Origin of the sequence: Modestobacter roseus (assembly GCF_007994135.1) — a bacterium.
Classification (GTDB): Bacteria; Actinomycetota; Actinomycetes; order Mycobacteriales; family Geodermatophilaceae; genus Modestobacter; species Modestobacter roseus.
Map to the genome: position 1 here is coordinate 3,390,417 of NZ_VLKF01000001.1, position 23,616 is coordinate 3,414,032.

The following is a 23,616-nucleotide window of genomic DNA, read 5'->3' on the forward strand; positions in this document are numbered from 1 at the left end:
GTGCCCGCTCCGGCATTGGAACGGGCACCCCGCGCACAGTGCCGGAGGGTTCGAGCCGGTCAGGGTTCGACGGTCACCTTGATCGCTTCACCGTTCTGCACGATGGAGAAGGCGTCGAGCACCCGGTCCAGCGGGATGTGCTCGGTGATCAGGTCCTTGACCGGCACCTGACCGGTGGAGATGTACTCCAGGGCGCGCTTGTTGTGCTCGGGAGCGGAGCCGTTCGCGCCGTGGATGTGCAGCTGCCGGTAGTGCACGACGTTGGAGTCGCAGGTGATCGTGGGGTTCGTCTTCGGCAGGCCGCCGAAGAAGGAGATCCGCCCGTTGCGGGCGGCCATCGCGATGGCCTGCTCCTGGGTCACGTTCGCCGCGGTCGCGGTGATGATGACGTCGGCGCCCCGCCCGCCGGTGAGCTCCATGACCCGGGCGACGACGTCGACCTCGGCGCCGTTGATCACCTCGTCGGGCTGCACGGCGTCGGCGGACATCTTCAGCCGCTGGGCGTTGACGTCGACCAGGATGACCCGGCCGACCTTGTGCACCCCGCGGGCGATGCGGATGTGCATGCACCCGATCGGACCGGCGCCGAAGACGACGAGGGTGTCGCCCTCCTCGATGCCGAGCAGCTCCTGGGCGTTGATGGCGCAGGCGAACGGCTCGGCGGCGGACGCCTCGTCGTAGCCGACGTTGTCCGGGATGCGGTTCAGGCCGTCCACCTTGAGCACCTGCTCCGGGACGATCATGTACTCGGCGAACCCGCCGTCGTACTGGTAGCCGACGGAGGTCTGGTTCTCGCAGACCGCCATCCAGCCCTTCCGGCACTCGTGGCAGTGCCCGCACGGCACCGCCGCGATGACCTGCACCCGGTCACCCGGCGCCCAGCTGCTGCCGTGGGTGGCGTTGACGTCGGCGCCGACCTCCACGACCTCGCCGGCGATCTCGTGCCCGATGGTGCGCGGCGGCGTCAGGTTCTGGTGACCGTTGTGGAAGATCTTGACGTCGGTGCCGCAGGTCGAGGTGTTCTTCACCTTGATCTTGACCTCGCCCGGGCCGCACTCGGGCTCCGGGACGTCCTCGAGCCGTACGTCCTCCGGGGCGTAGAACCGCAACGCCTTCATGTCGTCCTCCGGGGTGCTGTGTCGATGAGTGACGCCGTCCGGCGCCGGGGGCTGCCCACTGGCTGGATGCGTCGATCACTGTAGGACGGCGTCGCCGCACCCGGATGAGTGGATCTCTCTGCGTTCACGTTTGTTTGGACCCCTTGACCCGGCCTACGCGGGCGGATATACAGGCATACGCAGATTCTGGTGATCGGCGTCACAGCACCGCACACACAGTCCACCCGCCCGAACGACCCCTGTCGATCGCGGTTGCAGATCCAGCCCAGGAGGGTCCTTCATGGCCACGACCACCCGTCCAGCCGCGCGCTCGGGAGGGATGCGACTGCACGTCCAGCGGTTCGGCACCTTCCTGTCCAACATGGTGCTGCCCAACATCGGCGCGTTCATCGCCTGGGGGCTGATCACCGCCCTCTTCATCGAGACCGGCTGGATCACCCTGATCGGTGACGCGCTGGGCTACACCGGTGGCTACGGCTTCGTCGAGGACCTCGGCGCCTGGGGCTCCGGCGCCGAGGGCACCGGGATCGTCGGCCCGATGATCACCTACCTCCTGCCGCTGCTCATCGGCTACACCGGCGGCCGGATGATGTACGACGACAACCTCCGCGGCGGCGTCGTCGGTGCCATCGCCACCATGGGCGCCATCACCGGCGCCGAGGGCACGCCGATGTTTCTGGGCGCCATGATCATGGGGCCGCTCGGCGGCTGGTCGATGAAGAAGCTCGATGCACTGTGGGCGCACAAGATCCGCCCCGGCTTCGAGATGCTGGTCAACAACTTCTCCGCCGGCATCTGGGGCGGCTTCCTCGCCGTCATCGGCTTCGTGCTCGCCGGCCCGCTGGTGCAGGCCTTCAGCAACCTCGCCTCCGACCTCGTCGACGTCCTGGTCGAGAACAGCCTGCTGCCGCTGACCTCGATCTTCATCGAGCCGGCCAAGGTCCTGTTCCTGAACAACGCGATCAACCAGGGCATCCTCACCCCGCTGGGCACCACCGAGGCGGCCGAGGTCGGCCAGTCGATCCTGTTCCTGCTGGAGGCCAACCCCGGCCCCGGCCTGGGCCTGCTGCTCGCCTTCGCCGTCTTCGGCCGCGGCGTCGCCAAGGCCTCGGCGCCCGGCGCGATCCTCATCCAGTTCGTCGGTGGGATCCACGAGATCTACTTCCCCTACGTGCTGGCCAAGCCGAAGCTGATCGCCGCGGTCATCCTCGGCGGCATGGCCGGCGTGGCCACCAACCTGCTCTTCGGCTCGGGCCTGCGCTCGCCGGCCTCCCCCGGCTCGATCATCGCCGTCTGGGCGGCCTCCCCACCCAGCGCCCTGCTCGGCGTCACCGCCTCGGTGATCGTCGCCGCCGGTGTCACCTTCGTCGTCGCCGCCTTCCTGCTGAAGCTGGACAAGGACGACGACGGTGATCTGACCGCCGCGACCGCGGCGATGGAGGCCAACAAGGGGAAGAAGTCCTCGGTCGCCTCGGCCCTGGCCGGCGCCGGGGCGGCCCGCACCGACGGCCCGATCCGCTCGATCGTGTTCGCCTGCGACGCCGGCATGGGCTCCTCCGCCATGGGCGCCTCGGTGCTCCGCAAGAAGGTGCACAGCGCCGGCTTCGACGACGTCACCGTGGTCAACAAGGCCATCTCCAACCTGACCGACGACTACGACCTCGTCGTCACCCACGAGGACCTGACCGACCGGGCCCAGCAGAAGACCGGGTCGGCGGTGCACGTGTCGGTGTCGGACTTCATGTCCAGCCCGCGCTACGACGAGATCGTCGAGATGCTGAAGCGGACCAACGCCGCGCCCACGGCCGAGGCGGCCACCGCCGCCGCCGCGCCCGACGGTGCCGCCGTCCCCGGGCGCCATGCCACCGCCCCTGCCGCGGACGGCGGCCTCGGCCGGCTGACCGGCGACGGGCACGACGCCGGCAGCGAGGTGCTCGCCGTCGAGAGCATCGTGCTGGAGGGCACGGCCACGAGCCGCGACGAGGCGATCACCGAGGCCGGCGAGCTGCTGGTCGCAGCCGGCGCCGTCGACCCTGCCTACGTGCAGGCCATGCACGAGCGGGAGACCTCGGTGTCGACCTACATGGGCAACGGGCTGGCGCTGCCGCACGGCACGAACGAGGCGAAGCCGGCCATCCGGCGCACCGCGATCTCCTTCGTGCGCCACGCCCGGGGCGTCGACTGGAACGGCAAGGAGGTCTCGTTCGTGATCGGCGTCGCCGGCGCCGGGGACGACCACCTCAAGCTGCTCGGCCGGATCGCGGAGGTGTTCGTCGACCCCGCGCAGGTCGCTCGGCTGGAGGCGGCGCAGAGCCCGGCCGACGTCCTGGCCGTGCTCGGTTCGCTGCAGCCCGCGTAGGCGACCAGCACCCACGACGCCACCGGCCCGGTCCCCCGAGGGGGGCCGGGCCGGTGGCGTCAGCGGGCGTAGCGGGCCGCAGAGCGGGCGCGGGCCTGGGCGGCGAGCACCTCGCGGTCCCGGGGCGGCGCGGTGGTGACCAGGTCGGCGAGCAGGTGCTCGGTGGCGTGCGCGATCTCCTCGACCGCCCGGTCGAACGCCGCCTGGTTCGCCTGCGAGGGCTTGGCCGACCCGCTGACCTTGCGCACGTACTGCAGCGCCGCCGCCCGGACCTCGTCGGAGGTGGTGGCGGGCGCCAGGTTGTGCAGGACGTGGATGTTCCGACACATGCCCGGCAGCGTAGGACTCAGCGGGTGACGACGGTGGTCCGCTCGTCGCCGCCACGGGCCAGGGCGCGGCTGATCACCAGGCGCTGGATCTGGTTGGTGCCCTCGAAGATCTGCATGACCTTCGCCTCGCGCATGTACCGCTCGACCGGGAAGTCGCGGGTGTAGCCGTAGCCGCCGAGCACCTGGACGGCGTCGGTGGTCACCTTCATCGCGTTGTCGGTGGCCACCAGCTTGGCGATCGAGGCCTGCCGCCCGTACGGCCGGCCGGCGTCGCGCAGCCGGGCGGCGGCCAGGTAGGTGGCCCGGGCGGTCTCCACGGCGGCGGCCATGTCGGCGAGCAGGAACCCCAGCCCCTGGTGCTCGATGATCGGTTTGCCGAAGGTCTCCCGCTCCGCGGCGTAGGCGACCGCGTCGTCCAGCGCTCGCTGGGCGAGGCCGGTGGCGACGGCGGCGATCCCCAGCCGCCCGGCATCCAGCCCGGCGAGGGCGATCGACAGCCCCTCGCCCTCCGCGCCCACCCGGCGGCCGGCGTCGACCCGCACGCCGTCGAACCGCATGGTGGCCGTGGTCGAGCCGGTGAGCCCCATCTTGCGCTCGGCGGGGTCCGCGGACAGCCCGGCGGCGTCCGCGGGCACGAGGAAGCAGGAGATGCCGCGGGCGCCGTCGTCGGAGGTGCGGGCCATCACCGTGTAGAAGTCGGCGTGGCCGCCGTGGGTGGTCCAGGCCTTCTCGCCGGTGAGCACGTACGAGTCGCCGTCCCGCACGGCCCGGGTGCGCATCGCCGCGGGGTCGGAGCCGGCGTGCGGCTCGGAGAGGCAGTAGGCGCCCAGCTGCTCACCGCCCAGCAGGTCGGGCAGCCACGCCTGCTGCTCGGGCGTGCCCCGGGTGGCCAGCGCGAAGCAGGACAGCCCGTGCACGCTCACCCCGACGCCGACGCTGGCCCAGGCGGCGGCGATCTCCTCGAGCACCTGCAGGTACACCTCGAGGGACTGCCCGCCGCCGCCCAGCTCCTCGGGGTAGGGCAGGCCGAGCAGCCCGGCCCGGCCGAGGGTGCGGAACACCTCGCGCGGGAACTCCTCGTCGGCCTCCGCGGCCGCGGCCCGGGGAGCCAGCTCGGCGCGGGCCAGCTCCCGGGTCAGGTCGAGCAGGTCCGCGGCCTCCTGGGTGGGCACGAGACGGGCGACGGGCACGGGCGATACCTCCGGGACGACGGTGTCCTGCCAGCAGTACTGCAGGACGGTACGCAGTACTGGCAGCGGTCGTCGAGGTCAGCGCCGTTGTTACCCTCCGGTACCCCCGAGGGAGGCACGATGACGTCGCTGGACACCCGCAGCCCCCGCGCCACGGCCCGGCGCGCGGAGCTGCTGGACCACCTGGTCGAGCTGATGCTCGCCGAGGGGTTCGCGGCGTTCACCCTCGACGAGCTGGCCCGCCGGCTGCACTGCTCCAAGAGCACGCTCTACGGCATCGCGGCCAGCAAGGAGCAACTGGTCGTCGCCGGGGTGAAGCGGTTCTTCCAGCGCGCGACCACCGCCGTCGAGGAGCAGGCCGCCGCTCCGGCCGACCACCGCGAGCGGATCAGTGCCTACCTGCTCGCCGTCGCCGCGCAGCTGCAGCCGGCCTCCCCCACCTTCTTCGCCGATCTCGCCGCCTTCGCCCCCGCGCGGGACATCTACCAGCACAACACCCGCACGGCCGCCGCCCGGGTGCAGCGCCTGGTCGCCGAGGGGGTGGCCGCCGGCACCATCCGCCCGGTGCACGCCTCGTTCGTCGGGACGGCGGTGGCGCAGGTGATGGCCGCGATCCACCGGGGCGACGTCCGCGCCGCGACCGGCCTGGACGACGCCGCCGCCTACCGGGAGCTCGCCGACCTCGTCGTCGCCGGCGTCGCCCCGCGCTGACCCGGCCGAAGGGCCCCGCGGGCGGGCGCGGAGCCGTCTCGCCCACCCCACCGGCTGCCGCCCGGCCCGACCGGTGGGTAAGGTGAGCCTTCCCTGCCTGTCCGGGGTGTCGGCACGCCCCAGTCCACCGCCCCAGGAGCAGCCCGTGGCGCAGCGCACCGCCACCGCCGTTCCCTCGGCGGCCGCCGAACCCCGCCGCGGACTGCTCCACGGCGCGTTCACCCGCACGCTGGGGCTGTGGCTGCTGCTGGCCCTGACCGTGGTGGCCTGCGTCCTCAGCATCACCGTCGGCACCCGGTCCATCGGCCTGGGCACCGTCTGGCAGGCGCTGACCGACGCCTCCACCCCGGGCGACGAGACGCTGATCATCCGGGAGCTGCGGGTGCCGCGCACGCTGCTGGGCGTGCTCGCCGGGGTCAGCCTGGGTGTCGCCGGCGCGCTCATGCAGGGGCACACCCGCAACCCCCTGGGCGACCCGGGGCTGCTCGGGGTGACCGCGGGCGCGTCGTTCGCCGTGGTGCTCTCCATCTGGCTGCTGGGGCTCAGCACGCCGGGGGGCTACGTCTGGTTCGCCCTGGTCGGCGCCCTGCTGGGCAGCGTCACCGTCTACGCGATCGGCTCCGCCGGCCCGGGCGGGTCCACCCCGGTGACCCTGGCGCTGGCCGGCGCCGCGCTGACCGCGCTGCTCTACGCCCTGATCCAGGCGATCACCATCCGCGAGACGACGGCGCTGGACGCCTACCGCTTCTGGGTGGTCGGCGCGCTGGCCGGCCGGGACGCCGAGGTCGCCGCACAGGTCGCCCCGTTCATCGTCGTCGGCCTGGTGCTCGCCCTGGTCAACGCGCCGGCGCTCAACCTGCTCGGGCTGGGTGAGGACGTCGCCCGCGGGCTGGGCACCCGGATCTGGCTGGCCCGCAGCGTCGGGCTGGCGTCGATCACGCTGCTGGCCGGCGCGGCGACCGCCGCCTGCGGGCCGATCGTCTTCGTCGGGCTGGTCGTGCCGCACGTCGCCCGCGCGGTCACCGGCCCCGACCACCGCTGGCTGATCCCGTACTCCGCCCTGCTGGGCGCGATCTTCCTGCTGCTGGCCGACGTGCTCGGCCGCGTCGTCGCCCGCCCCGGCGAGCTGCAGGTCGGCATCGTGCTCGCCGTCGTCGGCGCACCGTTCTTCATCGCCCTGGTCCGCCGGCGGAAGCTGGCCGCGCTGTGACGCTCGCGCCGCCCACCCGTGCCCCCGAGCGCTCCCCCGCCCGGCGGGCGGTGCGGGTGGGGCCGTTCTCCGCCGTCTACCGGCCCCGGCAGCTCGCCGTCCCGGTGGCGGTGCTCGCCGCGCTGGTCGTGGTCAGCGCGCTCAACCTGGGCCGCGGCGACTACCCGATCAGCGTGCCGGAGGTGCTCGGCACCCTGGTCGGCGCCGGCGACGACACCCAGCGGTTCATCGTGCTGGAGCTGCGGGCGCCCCGGATCGCCGTCGGGCTGCTGGTCGGGGTGGCCCTGGGGGTCTCCGGGGCGCTGTTCCAGACCTTCGCCCGCAACCCGCTGGCCAGCCCGGACATCCTCGGGGTCACCGGCGGGGCGGCGGTCGGCGCCGTCGGGGTCATCGTGCTGGGCGGCACCGGCGCCGGGGCACTGCTGGGCGGGGTCGGGATCCCGGCCGCGGCGCTGCTCAGCGGCCTGCTCACCGCCGGGTTGATCTTCGGGCTGGCCTGGCGCAAGGGCATCGACGGCTACCGGCTGGTGCTGGTCGGCATCGGGCTGGCCGCGTTCGCCCAGGCCCTGATCGCCTACCTGCTCACCCGCAGCGACATCAACGACGCCGCCGCGGCCAACGTGTGGCTCACCGGATCGCTGAACGGCCGGGGCTGGGACCAGGCCGCGCCGCTGGCGCTGGCCCTGGTGGTGCTGCTGCCCGCCGCGCTCGCCCTGAGCCGGGCGCTCGGCGTGCTGCAGTTCGGCGACGACACCGCCCGGGCGCTCGGCGTGCGGGTGGGTCCGGCGCAGGGCGTGGTCGTGCTCGTCGCCGTGGCGCTGGCCGCCTTCGCCGTCTCCGCCGCCGGCCCGATCAACTTCGTCGCGCTGGTGGTGCCGCAGGTGGCCCTGCGCCTCACCGGCGGCTCCCGCCCCCCGGTGGTCGCCTCGGCGCTGCTCGGCGCCCTGCTGCTGATCGGCAGCGACCTGGTGGCCCGCACCGTGCTGCCCGACTCGTTCCCCGTGGGGGTGGTGACCGCCGTGGTCGGCGCCCCCTACCTGCTCTGGCTCCTCGTCCGCGGAAGGCGGCGATCGACCCTGTGACTGCCTCACCCACCCTCGCCCGCGACGCCTCCCGCCCCGACGCGCCCCCGGTGCGGCTCGCCGCCGACGGCGTCCGGCTCGCCTACGGCGAGAAGGTCGTCGTCGACTCCCTCGACCTCGAGCTCACCGACGGGTCGTTCACCGCGATCGTCGGCCCGAACGGCTGCGGCAAGTCCACCCTGCTCAAGGCGCTCGGCCGGCTGCTGCGCCCCACCGGCGGCACGGTGCTGCTCGACGGCCGGGCGATCACCGCCACCCCGACCCGCGAGGTGGCCAAGGTCCTCGGCCTGCTGCCGCAGACCCCGCTGGCCCCGGAGGGGCTGACCGTCGCCGACCTGGTGGCCCGGGGCCGGCACCCGCACCAGAGCTGGCTGCGGCAGTGGTCCTCCGACGACGAGGCGGTGGTCGCCGAGGCGCTGCGCTGGACCGACATGGCCGAGCTGGCCGACTCCCCCGTCGACGCGCTGTCGGGCGGGCAGCGGCAGCGGGCGTGGATATCCATGGCCCTGGCCCAGGGCACCGACCTGCTGCTGCTCGACGAACCGACCACCTACCTCGACCTCGCCCACCAGGTCGACGTCCTCGAGCTGGTCGGCCGGCTGCACGCCGAGCGCGGCCGCACGGTGGTCGTGGTGCTGCACGACCTCAACCTGGCGGCGCGCTACGCGCAGCGGCTGGTGGCGATGAAGGACGGCGTGCTGGTTGCGGCCGGCACGCCGGCGGAGGTGCTCACCGAGGAGTTGCTCGCCGACGTCTTCGAGCTGGAGGCCCGGGTCGTGCCCGACCCGGTCACCGGCACCCCGATGGTGGTGCCGGTCCGCCGACTGCGGTGACCTCGCCCCGCCGGTCAGTACCTGAAGGTGCTCACCGCGGTCCGCAGCTCGGCCGCCATCCGGGACAGCTCGTCGACGGCCTGCCGGGTCTGCCCGAGCGCCTCGGTGGTGGACGACGCCGCGGCCGACACCCCGGTGATGTTGACGGCGATCTCCGTCGAGCCGCCCGCGGCCTCCTGCACCGACCGGGACATCTCGTTGGTGGTGGCCGTCTGCTCCTCCACCGCGCTGGCGATGGTCAGCTGGTAGTCGTTGATCGACCCGATGACCTCGGAGATGCGGCCGATCGCGGCCACCGCGCCGCTCGTGTCGCCCTGGATGGCCTCCACCCGGCGCGCGATGTCCTCGGTGGCCCGCGCGGTCTCCTGGGCCAGCTCCTTCACCTCGTTCGCGACGACGGCGAACCCCTTGCCCGCCTCACCCGCGCGCGCGGCCTCGATCGTGGCGTTCAGCGCCAGCAGGTTCGTCTGCTCCGCGATGCTCGTGATGACCTTGACCACCGCGCCGATCTCCTGCGAGCTGGCGCCCAGCTTCTGGATCGTCCCGGTCGTCGTCTGGGCCTCGGTCACCGCCTGAGCGGCGACCCGGGTGGCCTCGTTCACGCTCTGGCTGATCTCCCGGATCGCCGAGTTCATCTCATCCGCCCCCGCCGCGACCGTGGCCACGCTGCGCGACACCTCCGCCGCCGCCGCCGAGACGACCCCGGACTGGGCCGAGGTCTCCTCCGCCGACGCCGAGATCTGGCCGGCCGACGCCGACAGCTGCTCGGATGCGGCCGCGACGGCGTCGGAGGAGGCGGTGACCGAACCGATCACCCCGCGCAGGTGCACCTGCGCGGTGTCGAGGGCCGCGGCCATCTGGCCGACCTCGTCGCGCGCCGTGACCCCGGCCGACCGGGTGAGGTCACCGACCGCCATCGCCTCCAGCGTGCGCTTGACGCGGCCCAGCGGGCCGGCGATCGACCGCTGCAGCAGCAGGCAGATGCCCGCGACCAGCAAGGTGCCCACCACGGCGGTCAGCACGGCGACCCGGTCGGCGGTGGAGATGGCGGACTGCAGCTCGCCCTGCGCACCGCTGGCCAGCGCGGCGAGGTCGTCCTTGGCGGCGCTGACCGCGGCGTCGGAGACGTCGTTGGCCTGCTGCACCTCCTCGTAGCGCAGGCGCATCCCGGCCTGGTCGGTGACCGCGCCCTGGATGAAGACCCCGATGGCACCCGTGTAGCCGGCGAAGGCCTCCGGGAGCGCGACGACGTCGGCGGCGATCGCCCCGTCGAGCGGGACGGCCGCCAGTTCGGCGAGCAGCTCCTCGGTCGTGGCCGTGTCGTCGGCCAGGTCCTGCAGCTGGGCCGTCGGGTCCTCGCTGACCAGGGCCTTGAGCGCGTCGACCTTGAGCTCGCTGGCCCGGGTGTCGAGCTGGAGCACCAGCGCCTGGGCGTCGGCGAGATCGCCCGCGATGCGGCTCTCCTCGCGGACGACACCGTGCGCGACCAGGGTGCTGGTCAGCAGCGCGGCGAACGCCACCGCGACGACGCCGAGCAGGATGCCGAACCGCACGGCCAGCCGGAGGTCGGCGAACCGCCCGGCCCGGTGCGGGTGGGACGGGGACGCGGTGCGCGACGCTGCCATGGGTGCTCCAGCTGACCTGTGGGGGGACGTGCCTGTCTCCGGACGGATCGGTTGTGCACCACCGGCTCTTGAGGCCGACGGGCGGACAACCCACGATCGGGCGAATCCGGGGCCCGGCCGTCCGTTCAACTGAACCGGTGGTTCTCGGTTCTGCCGTCCACATCGGCACCGTCGCGCCGGACTGGAGGGGACGGAGGTCCCGATCTCGTCCCGACGGCACCACCCGGCGCGTGCGCCCCACGCGCACGCGCCGGGGGAGTCACCCGCCGCCCGGACCCGCCCGGGACGACGACGACCCGTCCACCCGGGGAGGGTGGACGGGCCGTCGTCGGGACCGGTGCTCAGTCGCGGGCGTCCTGGGGCCGCCCCGCGGTGAGCTCCTCGCGCTCGGCCGGAGCCGGGCCGGCCACCCCGTTCCCGTCGACCGGGCTCGGCGTGGTGGCCCCGGCGGGCGCCGGCTCGACCACGATGACGAAGTCGTCGCCGTGCCGGCTGATCCCCTCGACCACCGCCTGCTCGACGGCCTCCGCGGCGTAGGCACGGCGCAGCACCATCGGGTCCGACCGCAGGTCCTTGGCCAGCGAGACGGCCAGGCCGATCATCACCACCGCGAACGGCAGCGCCGCGATGATGGTCAGGTTCTGCAGCCCGGTGAGCGCCTCGTCACCGCCGACCAGCAGCATGATCGCCGCGACCGCGGCGATGGTCAGCCCCCAGAAGACGACGATGAACCGGCTGGGGTGCACGGTGCCGCGCTGGGAGAGCGAGCCCATCACGATCGACGCCGAGTCGGCGCCGGTGACGAAGAAGATGCCGACCAGCAGCATGACCAGCACCGTGGCGATGGTCGAGAGCGGGAACTGCTCCAGGACGCCGAACAGCTGCCCCTCCGCGGTCGACTGACCGGCGACGTCCACCCCGTCGCGCTGGGCGTAGATGCCGGCGCCGCCGAAGACGGCGAACCAGACCAGGCTGACCACGCTGGGCACCAGCAGCACGCCGGTGACGAACTGCCGGACCGTGCGGCCGCGGCTGATGCGGGCGATGAACAGCCCGACGAACGGCGTCCAGCTGATCCACCAGGCCCAGTAGAAGACCGTCCAGCCGCGCAGCCAGGCGGCCATGGCGTCCCCGCCGGTGGCCTCGGTGCGGCCGACCATGTCGCCCAGCTGGGAGAAGTACGCGCCCACGGCCTCGGGCACCAGGTTGAGGATGAAGACCGTCGGGCCGACGACGAAGACGAACACCGCGAGGATGCCGGCCAGCACGACGTTGGTGTTGGACAGGTACTGGATGCCCTTGGCCACGCCGGAGACGGCGGAGGCGACGAAGGCGGCGGTGAGCACCGCGATGATCGCGATCAGCACGCCGTTGCCGACGCTGCCGGCCCAGCCGATGATCTCCACGCCGCTGCCGATCTGCAGCGCCCCGAGCCCGAGGGAGGCGGCCGAGCCGAAGAGGGTGGCGAAGATCGCCAGCACGTCGATGAGCTTGCCGGCCGGGCCGTCGGTGCGACGGGTGCCCAGCAGCGGCGCGAACGTCGAGCTGATCAGCTGCCGGCGACCGCGCCGGAAGCTGCTGTAGGCGATCGCCAGGCCGACGACGGCGTAGATGGCCCACGGGTGCAGGGTCCAGTGAAACAGGGTGGTGGCCATCGCCGTCTGGACCGCCTCGGGGGTCACCCCCTCGACCGTGCCGGGCGGCGGCGACGTGTAGTGCGACAGCGGCTCGCTGACGCCGTAGAACATCAGCCCGATGCCCATGCCGGCGCTGAACATCATCGCGATCCACGAGATGGTGCGGAACTCCGGCGGCTCACCGTCGCGGCCCAGCGGGATCCGGCCGTACTTGCTGGCGGCCAGCCAGATCACGTAGACCACCAGCGCGCTGGTCAGCACGACGAACAGCCAGCCGAGGTTGGCCTCGATCCAGGTCAGCGCCGAGGAGCTGACGTCGCCGAGGTTGCCCGGGCTGCTGACCCCCCAGGCGACGAAGGCCAGCGCGAGGACGGCGGAGATGCCGAAGACGACGGTGTCCAGCCGACCCGTCCCTTCGGCCTCGCTGACCGGTGGCTGGGCGAGGGCGGGGTGCGTGACGGCCTTGCTGCGGTCCCGCTTGGGGAAGTGCGGGCGGCGCGGACGGCCGGGTGGTTCGGCAGGTGTGCTCACAGTCGATACGGCCCGGCGTGCGGGCGCTCTCCTCTCCGGTCGGGGGGCAGCGGTCGTCGGTCGCGGTGGCGCTCCCTGAGCTCAGGACGGTCGCCAACGCTCCACGCTCCCTCGCACAGCTGCCCCACGGCAAATCGGGGAACATCACGATCTGATGACCACGGGTGAGAACGGTCACCCGCCGCAGGCTGCAGCGCCGTCCCCGGCAGGCCAGACTGGGCAGTGATGGACGCGCTCGTGGATCTCTGGAACTGGCTGCGCAGCGCGGGGCTCGAGGCGCTGCTCATCGTGCTCGGCGCGGTGCTGCTCGCCCGCTTCGTCAGCTGGGCGGGCACCCGGATCACCGACCGGATCGACGCCACCGCCCGGGAGTCCGACGCCCTGGTGCGGTCGGAGGCGGCGAAGCACCGGCACTCGCTGACCCAGGTGGTCACCTGGGCGGCGATCGTGCTGGTCTGGTCGATCGCGGTGTTCTTTGTGCTGGAGCGGCTCGGCGTCCCGATCACCGGCCTGGTCGCCCCGGCGACGGTGCTCGGCGTCGGGCTGGGCTTCGGTGCCCAGCGCGTCGTCGGTGACGTGCTGGCCGGCTTCTTCCTGATCACCGAGCGCCAGTACGGCTTCGGCGACGTCGTCTCCATCCAGGTGGTCGGGGGATGGAGCCCGCGTCCGGGACGGTGGAGGACGTCACACTGCGGATCACCCGGGTGCGCTCCGTCGACGGTGAGGTCGTGATCGTGCCCAACGGCCAGATCGTGAAGGTGACCAACCTGTCCCGCGACTGGGCCCGGGCGGTGGTCGACGTGCCGGTGCCGGCGACCACCGACGTCACCCGCGTTCAGGAGGTGCTGCGGGAGGTCGGGCAGCGGGCCTTCGCCGACCCGCGGCTGCACCAGCTGCTGCTGGACGAACCCAGCGTCATGGGCGTGGAGAGCATCACGCTGGACGAGGTGAACCTGCGGATGGTGGCCCGGACGCTGCCCGGCAAGCAGTTCGAGGTCGGGCGTGACCTGCGGGCCCGGGTCGCGCTCGCGCTGTCCCGCGAGGGCGTGTCGCTGCGGGCCACCACCACCGACGCCCCCAGCGCGCAGGACGAGGCGATGGCCGAGGACCGGGCCCGGGCTGGAGGAGCAGCATGAGCACCCCCGACGAGCAGCCGACCACCGTGCAGAACCGCACCGCCGAGCAGCCCGACATCGCCACCGCCCCGGAGTCCGCCAGGACCCCGGTCTGGCGACGCCGGCCGCCCGCCCGCCTCGGCCGCGCGCGCACCTCGACCGTCGTGCTCGGCGTGCTCTTCGTGACGTTCTTCGCGCTCTGGCTGGGCATCCGCCCCGAGTACGTCGACGTCCCGCTGCCCGGCGGGGGACTGCCCGGGTGGCGTGCTCGCAGGTGAGCACCTGCGGCGAGCCGACGCCGAGCGAGACGCCGGCGCCCAGCGAATCCCCCACGGAGCCGGTGGTCCCCACCGAGAGCAGCAGCGTGCCCCCGCCCACCAGCCGGGCACCGCAGCCCACCGGTGACGACGACGAGACGCCGACCACCACCCCGCGGACCAGCCGCGCGCCGTCGCCGACCACCGGGAGCACCCCGACGACGACCGACGAGGAGCCGACGACCAGCCCCGACGAGGACGAGCCCGACGCGTCGCCGACCGACGGGGCGACGACCGGCTGACCGGGGTCAGTCCCGGGAGCTGCTCTGGGTGAGCCCCCACGCCGCGGTTCCCAGGAACAGCACGACGCCCACGACGAAGAGCCAGAACAGGCCCTCGACGAGGGCCCCGATCACGGTCACCACCAGCCAGGCGACCAGCAGCAGTGCGATGAGCGCCAGCACGGTGCCCTCCTCAGCTCGATGTCGGTGCCCGGGTACCCATCGTCGTGCCCCGGCAGGCGGCTGAGCGGGGAGGTCACCAGAACGTCATGTCCCGCACGGGCGGACGACGGCGATCCCCGGCGCGCGGCCGACCGCGGCCAGCGCGGCACCGGCGTCGTCGAGGCCGAGCTCGCGGGTGACCAGCAGGTCGGGCGGAGCCGGCCGGCGGAGATGAGCGAGAGCATCGCCGGGTAGTCGCCGGCCGCCATGCCGTGGCTGCCGAGCACGGCCAGCTCGCGGGCGATGACCAACTCCATCGGGATCTCCGGCCGGCCCGTCGCCGGCGGCAGCAGCCCGACCTGCACGTGCCGTCCGCGCGGGCGCAGGCTGCGGATCGAGTTGGTGCACGTGCCCACCGAGCCGAGCGCGTCCAGCGAGAGGTGGGCGCCCCACCGGTCAGCGCGGCGACGGCGGCGGGCACGTCGGGAGCGGCCCCGTCGACCACGTGCTCGGCGCCCATCCGGCGGGCGTGGTCGAGCGCGCCGGGGGCCACGTCGACCGCGACCACCCGGGCGCCGGCGGCGACCGCGACCTGCACGGCCGACAGCCCCACCCCGCCGCAGCCGTGCACCGCGACCCACTCCCCGGGACGCACCCGGCCCACCCCGGTGAGCGCCCGGAAGGCGGTGGCGAATCGGCAGCCCAGACTGGCCGCGGTGGTGGCCGGCAGCCCCTCGGGCAGGGCGACGAGGTTGACGTCGGCGGCGTCCAGGGCGACGGACTCAGCCAACGACCCCCAGTGCGTGAACCCCGGCTGGGTCTGGTTCAGGCAGACCTGCCCGTTGCCCTCCCGGCAGGGCGCGCACCGGCCGCAGGCGCAGACGAAGGGCACGGTCACCCGGTCGCCGACCGCCCAGCGGCGCACCTCGGGGCCGGCGGCGGCGACCGTGCCGGCCAGCTCGTGCCCGGGGACGTGCGGGAGGACGACGTCGGGGTCGTGCCCGGACCAGGCGTGCCAGTCGCTGCGGCAGATGCCGCTGGCCTCGACCCGCACCACCACCCCGGCGGGCGCCGGCCGCGGGTCGGGCACCTCCCGGACCTCGAGCGGACCACCGAAGGACTCGAACACCAGCGCGCGCACGCCGACAGCCTGCCCCGCCGCGGGCTCAGCGGCCGAGCAGGTCGCCCAGCAACGCGTCGGTGCCACCGTCGACCTCCACCACCTTGGTGCGGGACGTCGCCCCGGTGACCAGCGTGACGGCCGACCGGCGCACGCCGAAGGCGCCGGCGACGGCGGCCAGCGCCGCCTCGGTGGCCTTGCCGTCGACGGCCCGGGCGGACACCCGCACGAGGAGGGCACCGTCGTGCTCCCCACCGACCGCCGTCCGACCGGCCCCGGGCCGGACCCGGATGGTGATGCGCACCCGCTGATCCTGCCCGGTCAGTCGGTCAGCCGGCCCGATCGACCGGTGATCAGCTCACGGTGAGGGCGACGAGGACGGCGACCGCCAGCAGGAAGGACAGCAGCGCGACCAGCCCGGCCCGGTGCAGCCGCTGGGACCGCCGGGCGTCCCGCACGGTCGCCGCCAGGTCGGGGTCCGGCGGCCCGGTCACCGCGGCGAGCGCGGCCAGGTGCCGGTCGAGCTGCCCGGCCACGTCGTCGTCCGCACCGCCCAGCCGTGCGCCGAGGCGGGCGAGGGCAGCGCGGTCCTCCTCGGCCACCGCGGCGGCGTCCCCGCCGACGGCGTCGGCGACGTCCGCGTCGCTCAGGTGTTCCCCGTGCCGCAGCACGAGCACGGCGCGGGACCGGGCCGGCAGCTGCGCCAGCGCCTGGCCGACCGGGGTGCGGGGTGTGACTGCAGCGGACCCTCGGGCCAGGCCGTTCAGCGCGGGGACGGCGGACACCGTCTCCCCCACCCGGGTGCGCCGGTGCCAGGCGGCGTGCGCGGCCACCAGAGCACGGCGGAGGGTCCGGTCGTCGGTGCGGGCGTCCCGGCCGGCGACGCCGGTCAGCGCCTCGACGACCAGCTCCCGGGCCTGCACGTCGTCGCCGGTGAGCAGGTGCGCGATCCGGAGGAGAGCGGGGCCGCGGTCGGCGAGGAGGACGGCGAGCTCGGCGTCGGTCACGTCGACGACGGGTCCGGCCAGCCGGCCAGGTGTCCGATCCAGGCCAGCGCCAGCCACGCACCGGACAGCTGGCCGTTGGTCGCCCCGTCGGTCAGGGTCAGCGTCCAGCCGGCCTCGGCCCAGCGGGCCGGCTCCGACCCGTCCGGGACGGCGGTGACCACCCGCAGCTCGCCGACCGGCACCGGACGCGGCGGCCGCCCCGCGCCGGTCGCCCAGACCCCACGCCGGCTCGCCTGCACCTGTTCGGCCGGGGCGTCCTGCGGCCAGCGCAGCCGCACCGCGCCGAGCCCCAGGTACGCGTCGGGGTCGTGCGGCGCCGCCCAGCTGGGTCGCTGGGCGCCGATCGCGGCGTCCGCGCCGAACGTGGCCACCGTCGAGGCCAGGTGGAACAACCCACCCAGCGCCCGGCCGGCCCGCGCCCGCAGCGGTGGGTCGGTGACCGGCCACTCGACCTGGTCCCGGAGCTCGGCCTCGGACACCGGCGCTACTCCACGCGGCGGACGGCGCGGTGGGCGTCCAGCCGGTCGGTGTAGCTGACCGCGTTCGCCCGGATCGCCGCGACGTCGTCGTCGGTCGTCTGTCGTCGCACCTTCGCCGGCACCCCGGCGACCAGCGAGTTCGGCGGCACCACGGTGCCCTGGGTGACCACGGCCCCGGCCGCGATGATCGACCCGGTCCCGATGTGCGCGCCGTTCAGCACGGTGCTGCCCATCCCGACGAGCACCTCGTCGTCGACCCGGCAGCCGTGCAGCACCACGCCGTGGCCGACGGTGACCCGCTCGCCCAGCACCAGCGGGAAGCCGGGGTCACTGTGCAGCGTCGAGCCGTCCTGCACGTTGGAGTCGGCGCCGATCTCGATCACCTCGGCGTCGGCCCGGGCGACCGCGCCGTACCAGATGCTGGCCCGCGGCCCCAGCGTCACCCGGCCGACGACGACCGCCGTCGGCGCCACGAACGCCTCCTCGTCGATGGTCGGCGAGCCGTAGGCCAGCTCGCCGACGAACGCGCCGTCCCCGACCGTCACAGGTCCACCTCCGCGAGCACCCGCGGTACCTCCCGGGGCAGCTCCCGGGCCAGGAAGCCCAGGCGGCCGATCTGCGCGGCCAGCCGCTCCCCGGCCCGGCCGTGCAGGTGCGAGGCCCACACCGCGGCCTGCGCCGGCTCGGCGCCCCGGGCGAGCAGCCCGGCCACGATCCCGGCCCGCACGTCGCCGGACCCGGAGACCCCCAGCCCCGCGCCGCCGTTCTCGTCCTCCCAGGCCCGGCCGTCCGGCGCGACGACCCAGCTCGTGCCGCCGCCGAGCCCGACCACCGCCTGGGCCGACTCGGCGAGCCGCCGGGCGGAGCCGACCGGGTCGTCGGCGACCTCGTCGTGTGCCACGTGCAACGCGATGGCCAGCTCGGTCGGGTTCGGCGTCAGCACCACCTGCCCGCCGAGGTGGTGCAGGCACGCGGGTGCAGCGGTGACCGCGGCCAGGCCGAGGGCGTCCAGCGCGACCGGGCCCTCGAGGTCGGGCAGCAGCTGCTCGACCAGGCCGCGGGTCTCCGCCTCGTCGGCCATCCCCGGGCCGATCAGCACCGCCGACGCGCCCTGCGCGAGTTCCAGCACCAGCTCCGCCGCCGACGCCCGGATCGCGCCCGCCTCGGTGTGCGGCACACCCCGCACCAGCGCTTCCGGCAGCGAGATCGACACGTGCGGGGCGACCTTCGAGGGGACGACGACCTGCAGCTTGCCGGCGCCGGAGCGCAGCGCCGCCTCGGCGGCCAGCAGCACCGCGCCCACCGTCTCGGTGCTGCCGCCGACGACGAGGATGGAGCCGCGGGACTCCTTGCCCCCGGTCGGCTCCGGCAGCCGCCAGTCCCGCAGCACCTGCGGGGTGACCAGGGTGGGCTCAGGCCGGGCTGGGGACATCGGTCTCCTCGGTGACGGGTGTGTCGGCCCGACCGTCGTCGGTCAGGTGGTGCACGCCGTTGAACTCGACCAGCCGCAGGTCGCCGTCGTCGTCGCGCCGGTAACGGGTGACCGAGGTGTTGGCGACCTGGTCGGTGCGGTCGATCTCCAGCAGCTGCTGCTCGGTGAGCTCCTCGAGCACGTACCGGAACACCATGATCACCGCTTGGTGGGCGACGCAGAGCAGCCGCTCGCCGTCGTGGCGCAGCGCCTCGGTGGCCAGCAGGCTGCGGATGCGCAGCGCGACGTCGGCCCAGCTCTCCCCGCCTGGCGGCCGGTAGTAGAACTTGCCCAGCAGCTCGCGGCGCTCGGCCTCCTCCGGGTGCTCGGCGCGGATGCCCGAGCGGGTCATGCCGTCGAAGACCCCGAAGTCGCGTTCCCGCAGCCGCTCGTCGTGCCGAATCGGCAGCTGCAGCCCAGCCGCTGCGACCGCCCGCTCCGCGGTACCGAGCGCCCGGGCGAACGGCGAGCTCAGCACGGCCGTCGGCCGCTCATCGGCCGGCAGGCCGGCCAGCCAGGCGCCCAGCGCGTCGGCCTGCTGCTCCCCGGTGCCCGACAGCCGGACGTCGGGGTCGCGGACGTCGAGCTCCAGCCGCCCGGACCCCGTCTCGTGCGCCTGCGCGTCGGCCAGGTTGCCCACGCTCTCCCCGTGGCGGACCAGCCAGAGCGCGGAGGGCCCGGGTGTCTGTGGCATCGCCGTCCCGTCGTCCTGCGGCGCCCCTGCTGAGCGCCGTCCAGTCAGCCGTTAGCCGACCACCTCGGCGACCAAACCGCGACCCCTGCACGTCCAGCCCCCTGGACGCCGACGGCCGGACTGCGGACGATGACCGGGTGGCCGACGAGGACTTCCCGGTGCTGCCCTTCGCCACGGCCGCGGACTTCGACACCTGGCTGACCGCCGAGCACGACCGGGCGCCCGGGTTGTTCGTGAAGCTGGCACGGAAGTCATCCGGCATCCCGTCGATCACCGCACCGGAGGCGGTCGAGGTCGCGCTGTGCCACGGCTGGATCGACGGCCGCAGCAACCGGGTCGACGACACGTGGTTCACCGTTCGCTACACCCCGCGGCGTCCCCGCAGCGTGTGGTCGCAGAAGAACGTGGCGACGGTCGCCCGGCTGGTCGCCGCGGGGCGGATGCGCCCGGCCGGGCTCGTGCAGGTCGAGGCGGCCCGGGCCGACGGGCGGTGGGACCGCGCCTACGCCGGCCCGGCCACGATCACCGTGCCGGCGGACCTCGCCGCGGCCCTGGCGGAGATCCCCGGTGCCGCCGCGGCGTTCGAGGCGCTGCGGTCGCAGGACCGGTACGCCGTCCTCTACGGGGTGCACGCGGCGAGGACCCCGCAGACCCGCGCGCGGCGGATCGCCGCCGCCGTCCAGCAGTTGGCCGGCGGGTGACCGTCAGCCGGTGACGCGGCGGGCACCGACGTAGCCGCCCTGGTCCACGCTGGTGACGGCGACGGGCTTGCCGGTCACGCTGGCGTGCACCATCTGGCCGTTGCCGATGTACATGCCCACGTGGCTGATCGGGGAGTAGAAGAAGACCAGGTCCCCGGGCTGCAGCTCGCTGCGCGACACCGGCACGCCCAGCTGGGCCTGCGCGCGGCTGGAGTGCGGCAGCGAGATGCCCGCCGCGGCGTAGGCGTACTGGGTCAGACCGGAGCAGTCGAAGCGGTCCGGCCCGCTCCCGCCGGGCAGGTACATGTCCCCGACCTGGGCCAGCGCGGTCTGCACCGCCTCGCCGGCGGCCGCGGTGGGCGCGGGGGCCGGCGCGGCGACGACGTCGGGGCCGGCGATCGCGGTCTGCACGCGCACCCGGTCGGCGGCGGAGAGCCGGGCGAAGTCCGCCTCGTAGCGGTCCATCTCGTCCTCGAGCTCGTCGGCCCGACGCTGCAGGTCGGCGGCGGCCTGCTCGGCGGCGGCCGCCGCGGCGGTCGCATCGGCCTGCGCCTGGTCCGCGGCTGCCCGCGCGGCGGCGGCCTCGCCGACGACGGCGTCGGCGTGCGAGGCCAGCTGGTCGAGGGTGTTCATCTGCTGCACCAGGTCGTCGGCCGACCCGCTGGTCAGGAAGGCCGCCAGCCGGCCGCGCGTGGTGCCCACGAACCCGGACTGGGCGATGGAGCGCAGCTGGGGCTCCAGCGCGTCCAGCTGCACCTGCGCCTGGGCGGCGGCCGCTGAGGCCGCCTCGGCGGCGGCCCGCTCCTGCTCGGCGGTGGCGGTGGCCTGGTGCACCTCCTCGTCCAGCGCGCTGAGCTTCCGGCCGGTCTCGGTGACCGCCTGGCGGGCCTCGTCGGCGGTGGTCGGGGCCGCGGAGGCCGTCGCGGGGACGAGCGTGAGCGCCGCACCGGCACCCAGCGCCAGCGCTGCGCCCCGGGTCCACCGGCGGGTGGTCGATCGGGTCACCGTGCCTCCGTCTGCGCGTGGCGGCCCGGGGAAGGGGCGACGTGGTCCATGCGCGTCGAGCACGGAACGTAAGGAGACTTCGACGGCGCGTCGCCCTCGGCGCGCCGGGGGACGACCGGTCCGCTCGTCGAGTTGGTCCCACCGACCCCGCTCGTCACTCCCGTCCCACGCGGGCGCGGCGGTGACGGTAGAGCGCGCCGTCCCACCCCGGACATGCGACGAGGCCGCCCGCCGGTTCCCCCCGGCGGACGGCCTCGAGTCGAGCAGGGCCGAGCAGTGCTCAGCCGGCGAGCGGCTCCTGGCACTCCAGGGCCTCGACGACGGCGACGTCGCGCAGGATCGCGGCGAGCTCGGCGGAGGTCCACGCCTCGCAGCAGTCGCAGGTGCCGGAGTCGGTGAAGCTGCGCAGACCCAGGCTGCCGCCGGCCTGGTCCTCGGCGAGGGCGAGCTGCCCGTCGGCCGGGTTCCGGTGACAGCGGCAGGAGGCGGCGCACATGCCCAGACCCCACCCGGAGACGATCACGGACGGGCCGTTCTCGTGGACCTTGCCCAGCTGGAAGATCGAGGGCTTCTGTCGGTACGTCATGGCTTGGCTCCCCTCGCCGTCCTGCCGGAGCAGGGGGTCGTCGTCGGCGTCAGGAGAAAAAGTAGTCGGCATCTTGTTTCGAGTCAGTTACTCCGGGGAATGACAGGCCGATTCGCCCGTGGACCGTGCGCACCAGTCCCACGGGGCGCGCTCACCCCACGCGTTCCGGTGTGCGGGGCGCCGGCTGGTCACAGCGACCGGTAGAGGTCCAGGTGCGCCCGCGCTGCGGCGTCCCAGCTGTGCCCGGCGGCCAGCGCCCGCCCGGCGGCCCGCTGCGCCGGGGAGCCGCCGGCCAGCAGCCCGGCGGCCAGCCCCGCCGGGTCGTCGGCGAAGGCCGCCGCGCCGTCGAACACCTCGCGCAGCACCGGGAGGTCCCGGGTGACCACCGGGACGCCGGCGGCGAGCGCCTCCATCGCGGCCAGCCCGAAGCCCTCCTTGGTGGAGGGGAAGGCGAAGGCCTCGGCCGCGGCGACCAGGGTGGGCAGCGCGTCGTGGTCGACCGGCCCGAGGACGACGGGTGCCACCCCGAGCTGCGCCGCCCGGTCGAACACCCGCGTCCGGTAGTCGCGGTAGTCGAACAGCGTCTCGCCCCCGGCGACCACGAGCGAGAGCTCCGGCCGCTGCCGCTGGACCAGCGCGAACGCCTCCACCAGGTCCAGCGTCCCCTTGCGGGGCTCGATCCCGCCGACCGCGAGCACGTACCGTCCGAGCCGCTCCCGCCAGGCCCGCCGTCCGGCCGCCCCCGCCGGACCGGCCGCCGCCGCGAACCGGCCGGCGTCCACCCCGTTGGGGATCACGGTCGCGACCCGCCCCCAGCCGGTGGCCACCTCGGCGGCGACCGCGGCCGAGACGCAGACCAGCGCCCGGGGCGCGACGACCGCCCGCTCGTGGCAGGCGGCCAGCTCCGGGGTGGTGAAGGTGTCCAGGTGGTGCACCGTGCGCACGCAGTCACCGACGGCGTTGGCGCTGATGCAGTCCTGGGCGTGCACGACGTCGGCGTCCCCGGCGGTGAACGCCGCACCGAGCACCTCGATCGAGCGCAGGATCCGCGCGCCGACGTCCTCACCGGGCACGTCGGGGAAGGGCACCAGCCGCAGCCGGACCGCCGGGGCGACCGGGCGGAAGAACGCCGCGTCGCCGCCGCGGCCCAGCGACCAGACGGTCACCTGCTGCCCGGCGCGGGCCAGCGCCTCGGCCAGCGCGAGGGTGTGCACGACCCCGCCGCGGGGCCGGGTCGAGTAGGTGAGCAGGGAGATCCTCACGCGTACGCCCCGGGACGGCGCTCACGCAGGTGGTCCAGGACCAGCCGGGCCCGGCTCACCTCCGCGGCGACGTCCAGCTCGGCCAGCGCCAGCCCGGCCTTCGCCCAGGTGCGGGCCAGCACGTCGCCACCCGGGCCCACCACCTTGGACTGACCCAGGAAGCGGAGCCGGCCCATCGCGCCGGTCTGGTTCGCCGACACCCAGACCACCTGGTTCTCCGCGGCGCGGGCGCAGTCGTAGAGGTCGAACAACCGCGACTGCCGGTCCTGCACCAGCCGCGGCGCCCGGTTGGTGAGGCTGGCCGGCCACGCCGAGAGGCAGGCGACCAGCTGTGCGCCGTCGGCGGCCAGGGTGCGGGCGGACTCGGGGAAGGTCTTGTCGTAGTCGATGAGCATGCCGATCCGGCCCAGCGGGGTGTCGAAGGCGGCGAACCGGTCGCCTGCGGCGTAGGCGGGCAGCTCCCCCACCGGCTGGTGCACCTTGCGGTGCCGGCCGAGCACGCCGTCCCCGCCCAGGCAGACGGCGCTGTTGAAGAACCGGCCGTCCGCGGCCTCCCGGTAGCCCACGCAGACCACCGTCTCCCCCGCGGCGGCGGCGATCCGCGCCAGCTCCGGGGCGTCGCCGTCCAGCGCGGGCGGCAGCCCGGTGTCGCCCGCGCGCCCCAGGTCGCCGAGGTACCCGCCCAGGGTGGCGTCGGGGAAGACCAGCAGGTCGACTCCGCGGCTGCGGGCGTCGGCGACGATCGCCTCGACCCGGGTCAGGCACGCGGCGACGTCCCGCCCGAAGTGCGCCGCGACCGCCGCGACCCTCACGCGGGCCCCCCGCCGCGCCAGCTTTCGGCGCCGAAACCC

General features: G+C 74.6%; 26 protein-coding genes and 1 pseudogene. 10 read left to right on the forward strand and 17 right to left on the reverse strand.

All coding sequences use genetic code 11. The features are described 5' to 3' along the window. Positions 1 to 59: 59 nt before the first annotated feature. Entirely contained in the window at positions 60 to 1,118 is a 1,059-nt protein-coding gene (locus JD78_RS16225) for a zinc-dependent dehydrogenase (protein WP_153358225.1), read from the reverse strand. A gap of 319 nt (positions 1,119 to 1,437) precedes the next feature. Between JD78_RS16225 and JD78_RS16230 the strand changes: the two genes are divergently transcribed. Beyond that, entirely contained in the window at positions 1,438 to 3,477 is a 2,040-nt protein-coding gene (locus tag JD78_RS16230) for a PTS mannitol transporter subunit IICBA (RefSeq protein WP_243731058.1), read from the forward strand. A 59-nt stretch (positions 3,478 to 3,536) separates the two neighbouring features. Here JD78_RS16230 and JD78_RS16235 read toward each other — a convergent pair whose 3' ends face one another. Continuing rightward, on the reverse strand, positions 3,537 to 3,806 hold the full coding sequence (locus JD78_RS16235) for a DUF2277 domain-containing protein (protein WP_153358223.1): 270 nt from the start codon (positions 3,804 to 3,806) through the stop codon (positions 3,537 to 3,539). Between the two features lie 17 nt (positions 3,807 to 3,823). Continuing rightward, positions 3,824 to 4,996 carry an acyl-CoA dehydrogenase family protein gene (locus tag JD78_RS16240; RefSeq protein WP_153358221.1) on the reverse strand — a complete coding sequence of 391 codons (1,173 nt, stop codon included), beginning with the start codon at positions 4,994 to 4,996 and terminating at the stop codon, positions 3,824 to 3,826. A 120-nt stretch (positions 4,997 to 5,116) separates the two neighbouring features. Between JD78_RS16240 and JD78_RS16245 the strand changes: the two genes are divergently transcribed. From JD78_RS16245 to JD78_RS16260, 4 genes are all read left to right on the forward strand, one after another. Further along, positions 5,117 to 5,707: a TetR/AcrR family transcriptional regulator gene (locus tag JD78_RS16245; RefSeq protein WP_153358219.1), complete on the forward strand. Its 591-nt coding sequence runs from the start codon at positions 5,117 to 5,119 to the stop codon at positions 5,705 to 5,707. 145 nt (positions 5,708 to 5,852) lie between these two features. Continuing rightward, on the forward strand, positions 5,853 to 6,917 hold the full coding sequence (locus tag JD78_RS16250; protein ID WP_153358217.1) for a FecCD family ABC transporter permease: 1,065 nt from the start codon (positions 5,853 to 5,855) through the stop codon (positions 6,915 to 6,917). Continuing rightward, positions 6,914 to 7,999 (forward strand): FecCD family ABC transporter permease, encoded by a 1,086-nt coding sequence (locus JD78_RS16255; protein ID WP_166521231.1) that lies wholly within the window; start codon positions 6,914 to 6,916, stop codon positions 7,997 to 7,999. Before JD78_RS16250 ends, JD78_RS16255 begins: the two co-directional genes overlap by 4 nt. Beyond that, entirely contained in the window at positions 7,996 to 8,832 is an 837-nt protein-coding gene (locus JD78_RS16260) for an ABC transporter ATP-binding protein (protein ID WP_243731059.1), read from the forward strand. Before JD78_RS16255 ends, JD78_RS16260 begins: the two co-directional genes overlap by 4 nt. A gap of 14 nt (positions 8,833 to 8,846) precedes the next feature. Here the strand turns inward: JD78_RS16260 and JD78_RS16265 are convergent, their stop codons facing one another. Beyond that, complete coding sequence (locus tag JD78_RS16265) at positions 8,847 to 10,457, reverse strand: methyl-accepting chemotaxis protein (RefSeq protein ID WP_153362586.1); 1,611 nt, start codon at positions 10,455 to 10,457, stop codon at positions 8,847 to 8,849. Between the two features lie 341 nt (positions 10,458 to 10,798). Continuing rightward, positions 10,799 to 12,625 carry a BCCT family transporter gene (locus tag JD78_RS16270; RefSeq protein WP_166521232.1) on the reverse strand — a complete coding sequence of 609 codons (1,827 nt, stop codon included), beginning with the start codon at positions 12,623 to 12,625 and terminating at the stop codon, positions 10,799 to 10,801. 225 nt (positions 12,626 to 12,850) lie between these two features. Here JD78_RS16270 and JD78_RS22655 point away from each other — a divergent pair, with 225 nt between their 5' ends. The 4 genes from JD78_RS22655 to JD78_RS16285 all read left to right on the forward strand — a co-directional run bounded on the left by JD78_RS22655 (position 12,851) and on the right by JD78_RS16285 (position 14,299). Beyond that, complete coding sequence (locus tag JD78_RS22655) at positions 12,851 to 13,357, forward strand: mechanosensitive ion channel family protein (RefSeq protein ID WP_279526847.1); 507 nt, start codon at positions 12,851 to 12,853, stop codon at positions 13,355 to 13,357. After that, positions 13,279 to 13,761: a mechanosensitive ion channel family protein gene (locus JD78_RS22660; RefSeq protein WP_279526848.1), complete on the forward strand. Its 483-nt coding sequence runs from the start codon at positions 13,279 to 13,281 to the stop codon at positions 13,759 to 13,761. The genes JD78_RS22655 and JD78_RS22660 overlap by 79 nt, the downstream gene beginning before the upstream one ends. Next, positions 13,758 to 14,018: an Rv3103c transmembrane domain-containing protein gene (locus tag JD78_RS16280; RefSeq protein ID WP_166521233.1), complete on the forward strand. Its 261-nt coding sequence runs from the start codon at positions 13,758 to 13,760 to the stop codon at positions 14,016 to 14,018. Before JD78_RS22660 ends, JD78_RS16280 begins: the two co-directional genes overlap by 4 nt. A gap of 62 nt (positions 14,019 to 14,080) precedes the next feature. Continuing rightward, on the forward strand, positions 14,081 to 14,299 hold the full coding sequence (locus JD78_RS16285) for a hypothetical protein (protein WP_166521234.1): 219 nt from the start codon (positions 14,081 to 14,083) through the stop codon (positions 14,297 to 14,299). A gap of 6 nt (positions 14,300 to 14,305) precedes the next feature. On the opposite strand, the gene JD78_RS16290 is transcribed toward JD78_RS16285, so the two are convergent. The 8 genes and pseudogenes from JD78_RS16290 to JD78_RS16325 all read right to left on the reverse strand — a co-directional run bounded on the left by JD78_RS16290 (position 14,306) and on the right by JD78_RS16325 (position 19,211). Beyond that, positions 14,306 to 14,461 carry a hypothetical protein gene (locus tag JD78_RS16290; RefSeq protein ID WP_166521235.1) on the reverse strand — a complete coding sequence of 52 codons (156 nt, stop codon included), beginning with the start codon at positions 14,459 to 14,461 and terminating at the stop codon, positions 14,306 to 14,308. After that, positions 14,416 to 15,647, reverse strand: a pseudogene (locus JD78_RS22765) (zinc-binding dehydrogenase). The gene JD78_RS16290 and the pseudogene JD78_RS22765 overlap by 46 nt, the downstream one beginning before the upstream one ends. Continuing rightward, a complete protein-coding gene (locus tag JD78_RS16300) occupies positions 15,607 to 15,864 on the reverse strand; it encodes a DUF167 domain-containing protein (protein ID WP_153359712.1) in 258 nt (85 codons plus the stop codon). Before JD78_RS16300 ends, JD78_RS22765 begins: the two are co-directional and overlap by 41 nt. A 49-nt stretch (positions 15,865 to 15,913) precedes the next feature. Then, positions 15,914 to 16,567, reverse strand: a complete 654-nt coding sequence (locus JD78_RS16305) for a SigE family RNA polymerase sigma factor (RefSeq protein ID WP_153359710.1) — start codon at positions 16,565 to 16,567, stop codon at positions 15,914 to 15,916. Next, positions 16,564 to 17,046 (reverse strand): hypothetical protein, encoded by a 483-nt coding sequence (locus tag JD78_RS16310; RefSeq protein ID WP_153359708.1) that lies wholly within the window; start codon positions 17,044 to 17,046, stop codon positions 16,564 to 16,566. The genes JD78_RS16305 and JD78_RS16310 overlap by 4 nt, the downstream gene beginning before the upstream one ends. Before the next feature lie 5 nt (positions 17,047 to 17,051). Then, complete coding sequence (locus JD78_RS16315; RefSeq protein ID WP_194290453.1) at positions 17,052 to 17,591, reverse strand: gamma carbonic anhydrase family protein; 540 nt, start codon at positions 17,589 to 17,591, stop codon at positions 17,052 to 17,054. Then, complete coding sequence (locus JD78_RS16320) at positions 17,588 to 18,478, reverse strand: NAD(P)H-hydrate dehydratase (RefSeq protein ID WP_153359706.1); 891 nt, start codon at positions 18,476 to 18,478, stop codon at positions 17,588 to 17,590. Before JD78_RS16320 ends, JD78_RS16315 begins: the two co-directional genes overlap by 4 nt. After that, entirely contained in the window at positions 18,459 to 19,211 is a 753-nt protein-coding gene (locus tag JD78_RS16325; protein WP_153359704.1) for a histidine phosphatase family protein, read from the reverse strand. Before JD78_RS16325 ends, JD78_RS16320 begins: the two co-directional genes overlap by 20 nt. A 137-nt stretch (positions 19,212 to 19,348) precedes the next feature. Here JD78_RS16325 and JD78_RS16330 point away from each other — a divergent pair, with 137 nt between their 5' ends. Further along, positions 19,349 to 19,912 (forward strand): YdeI/OmpD-associated family protein, encoded by a 564-nt coding sequence (locus JD78_RS16330; RefSeq protein WP_153359702.1) that lies wholly within the window; start codon positions 19,349 to 19,351, stop codon positions 19,910 to 19,912. 3 nt (positions 19,913 to 19,915) lie between these two features. On the opposite strand, the gene JD78_RS16335 is transcribed toward JD78_RS16330, so the two are convergent. The 4 genes from JD78_RS16335 to JD78_RS16350 form a co-directional block, all read right to left on the reverse strand. Next, positions 19,916 to 20,917, reverse strand: a complete 1,002-nt coding sequence (locus JD78_RS16335) for a C40 family peptidase (RefSeq protein WP_153359700.1) — start codon at positions 20,915 to 20,917, stop codon at positions 19,916 to 19,918. A 280-nt stretch (positions 20,918 to 21,197) separates the two neighbouring features. Beyond that, a complete protein-coding gene (locus JD78_RS16340; RefSeq protein WP_153359698.1) occupies positions 21,198 to 21,503 on the reverse strand; it encodes a hypothetical protein in 306 nt (101 codons plus the stop codon). A gap of 188 nt (positions 21,504 to 21,691) precedes the next feature. Then, positions 21,692 to 22,765 (reverse strand): MSMEG_0565 family glycosyltransferase, encoded by a 1,074-nt coding sequence (locus JD78_RS16345; protein WP_153359696.1) that lies wholly within the window; start codon positions 22,763 to 22,765, stop codon positions 21,692 to 21,694. Next, the gene (locus JD78_RS16350) at positions 22,762 to 23,577 is read right to left on the reverse strand and encodes a carbon-nitrogen hydrolase family protein (protein ID WP_153359694.1); all 816 of its coding nucleotides are present in this window, start codon (positions 23,575 to 23,577) and stop codon (positions 22,762 to 22,764) included. The genes JD78_RS16345 and JD78_RS16350 overlap by 4 nt, the downstream gene beginning before the upstream one ends. Between the last annotated feature and the right edge of the window lie 39 nt (positions 23,578 to 23,616).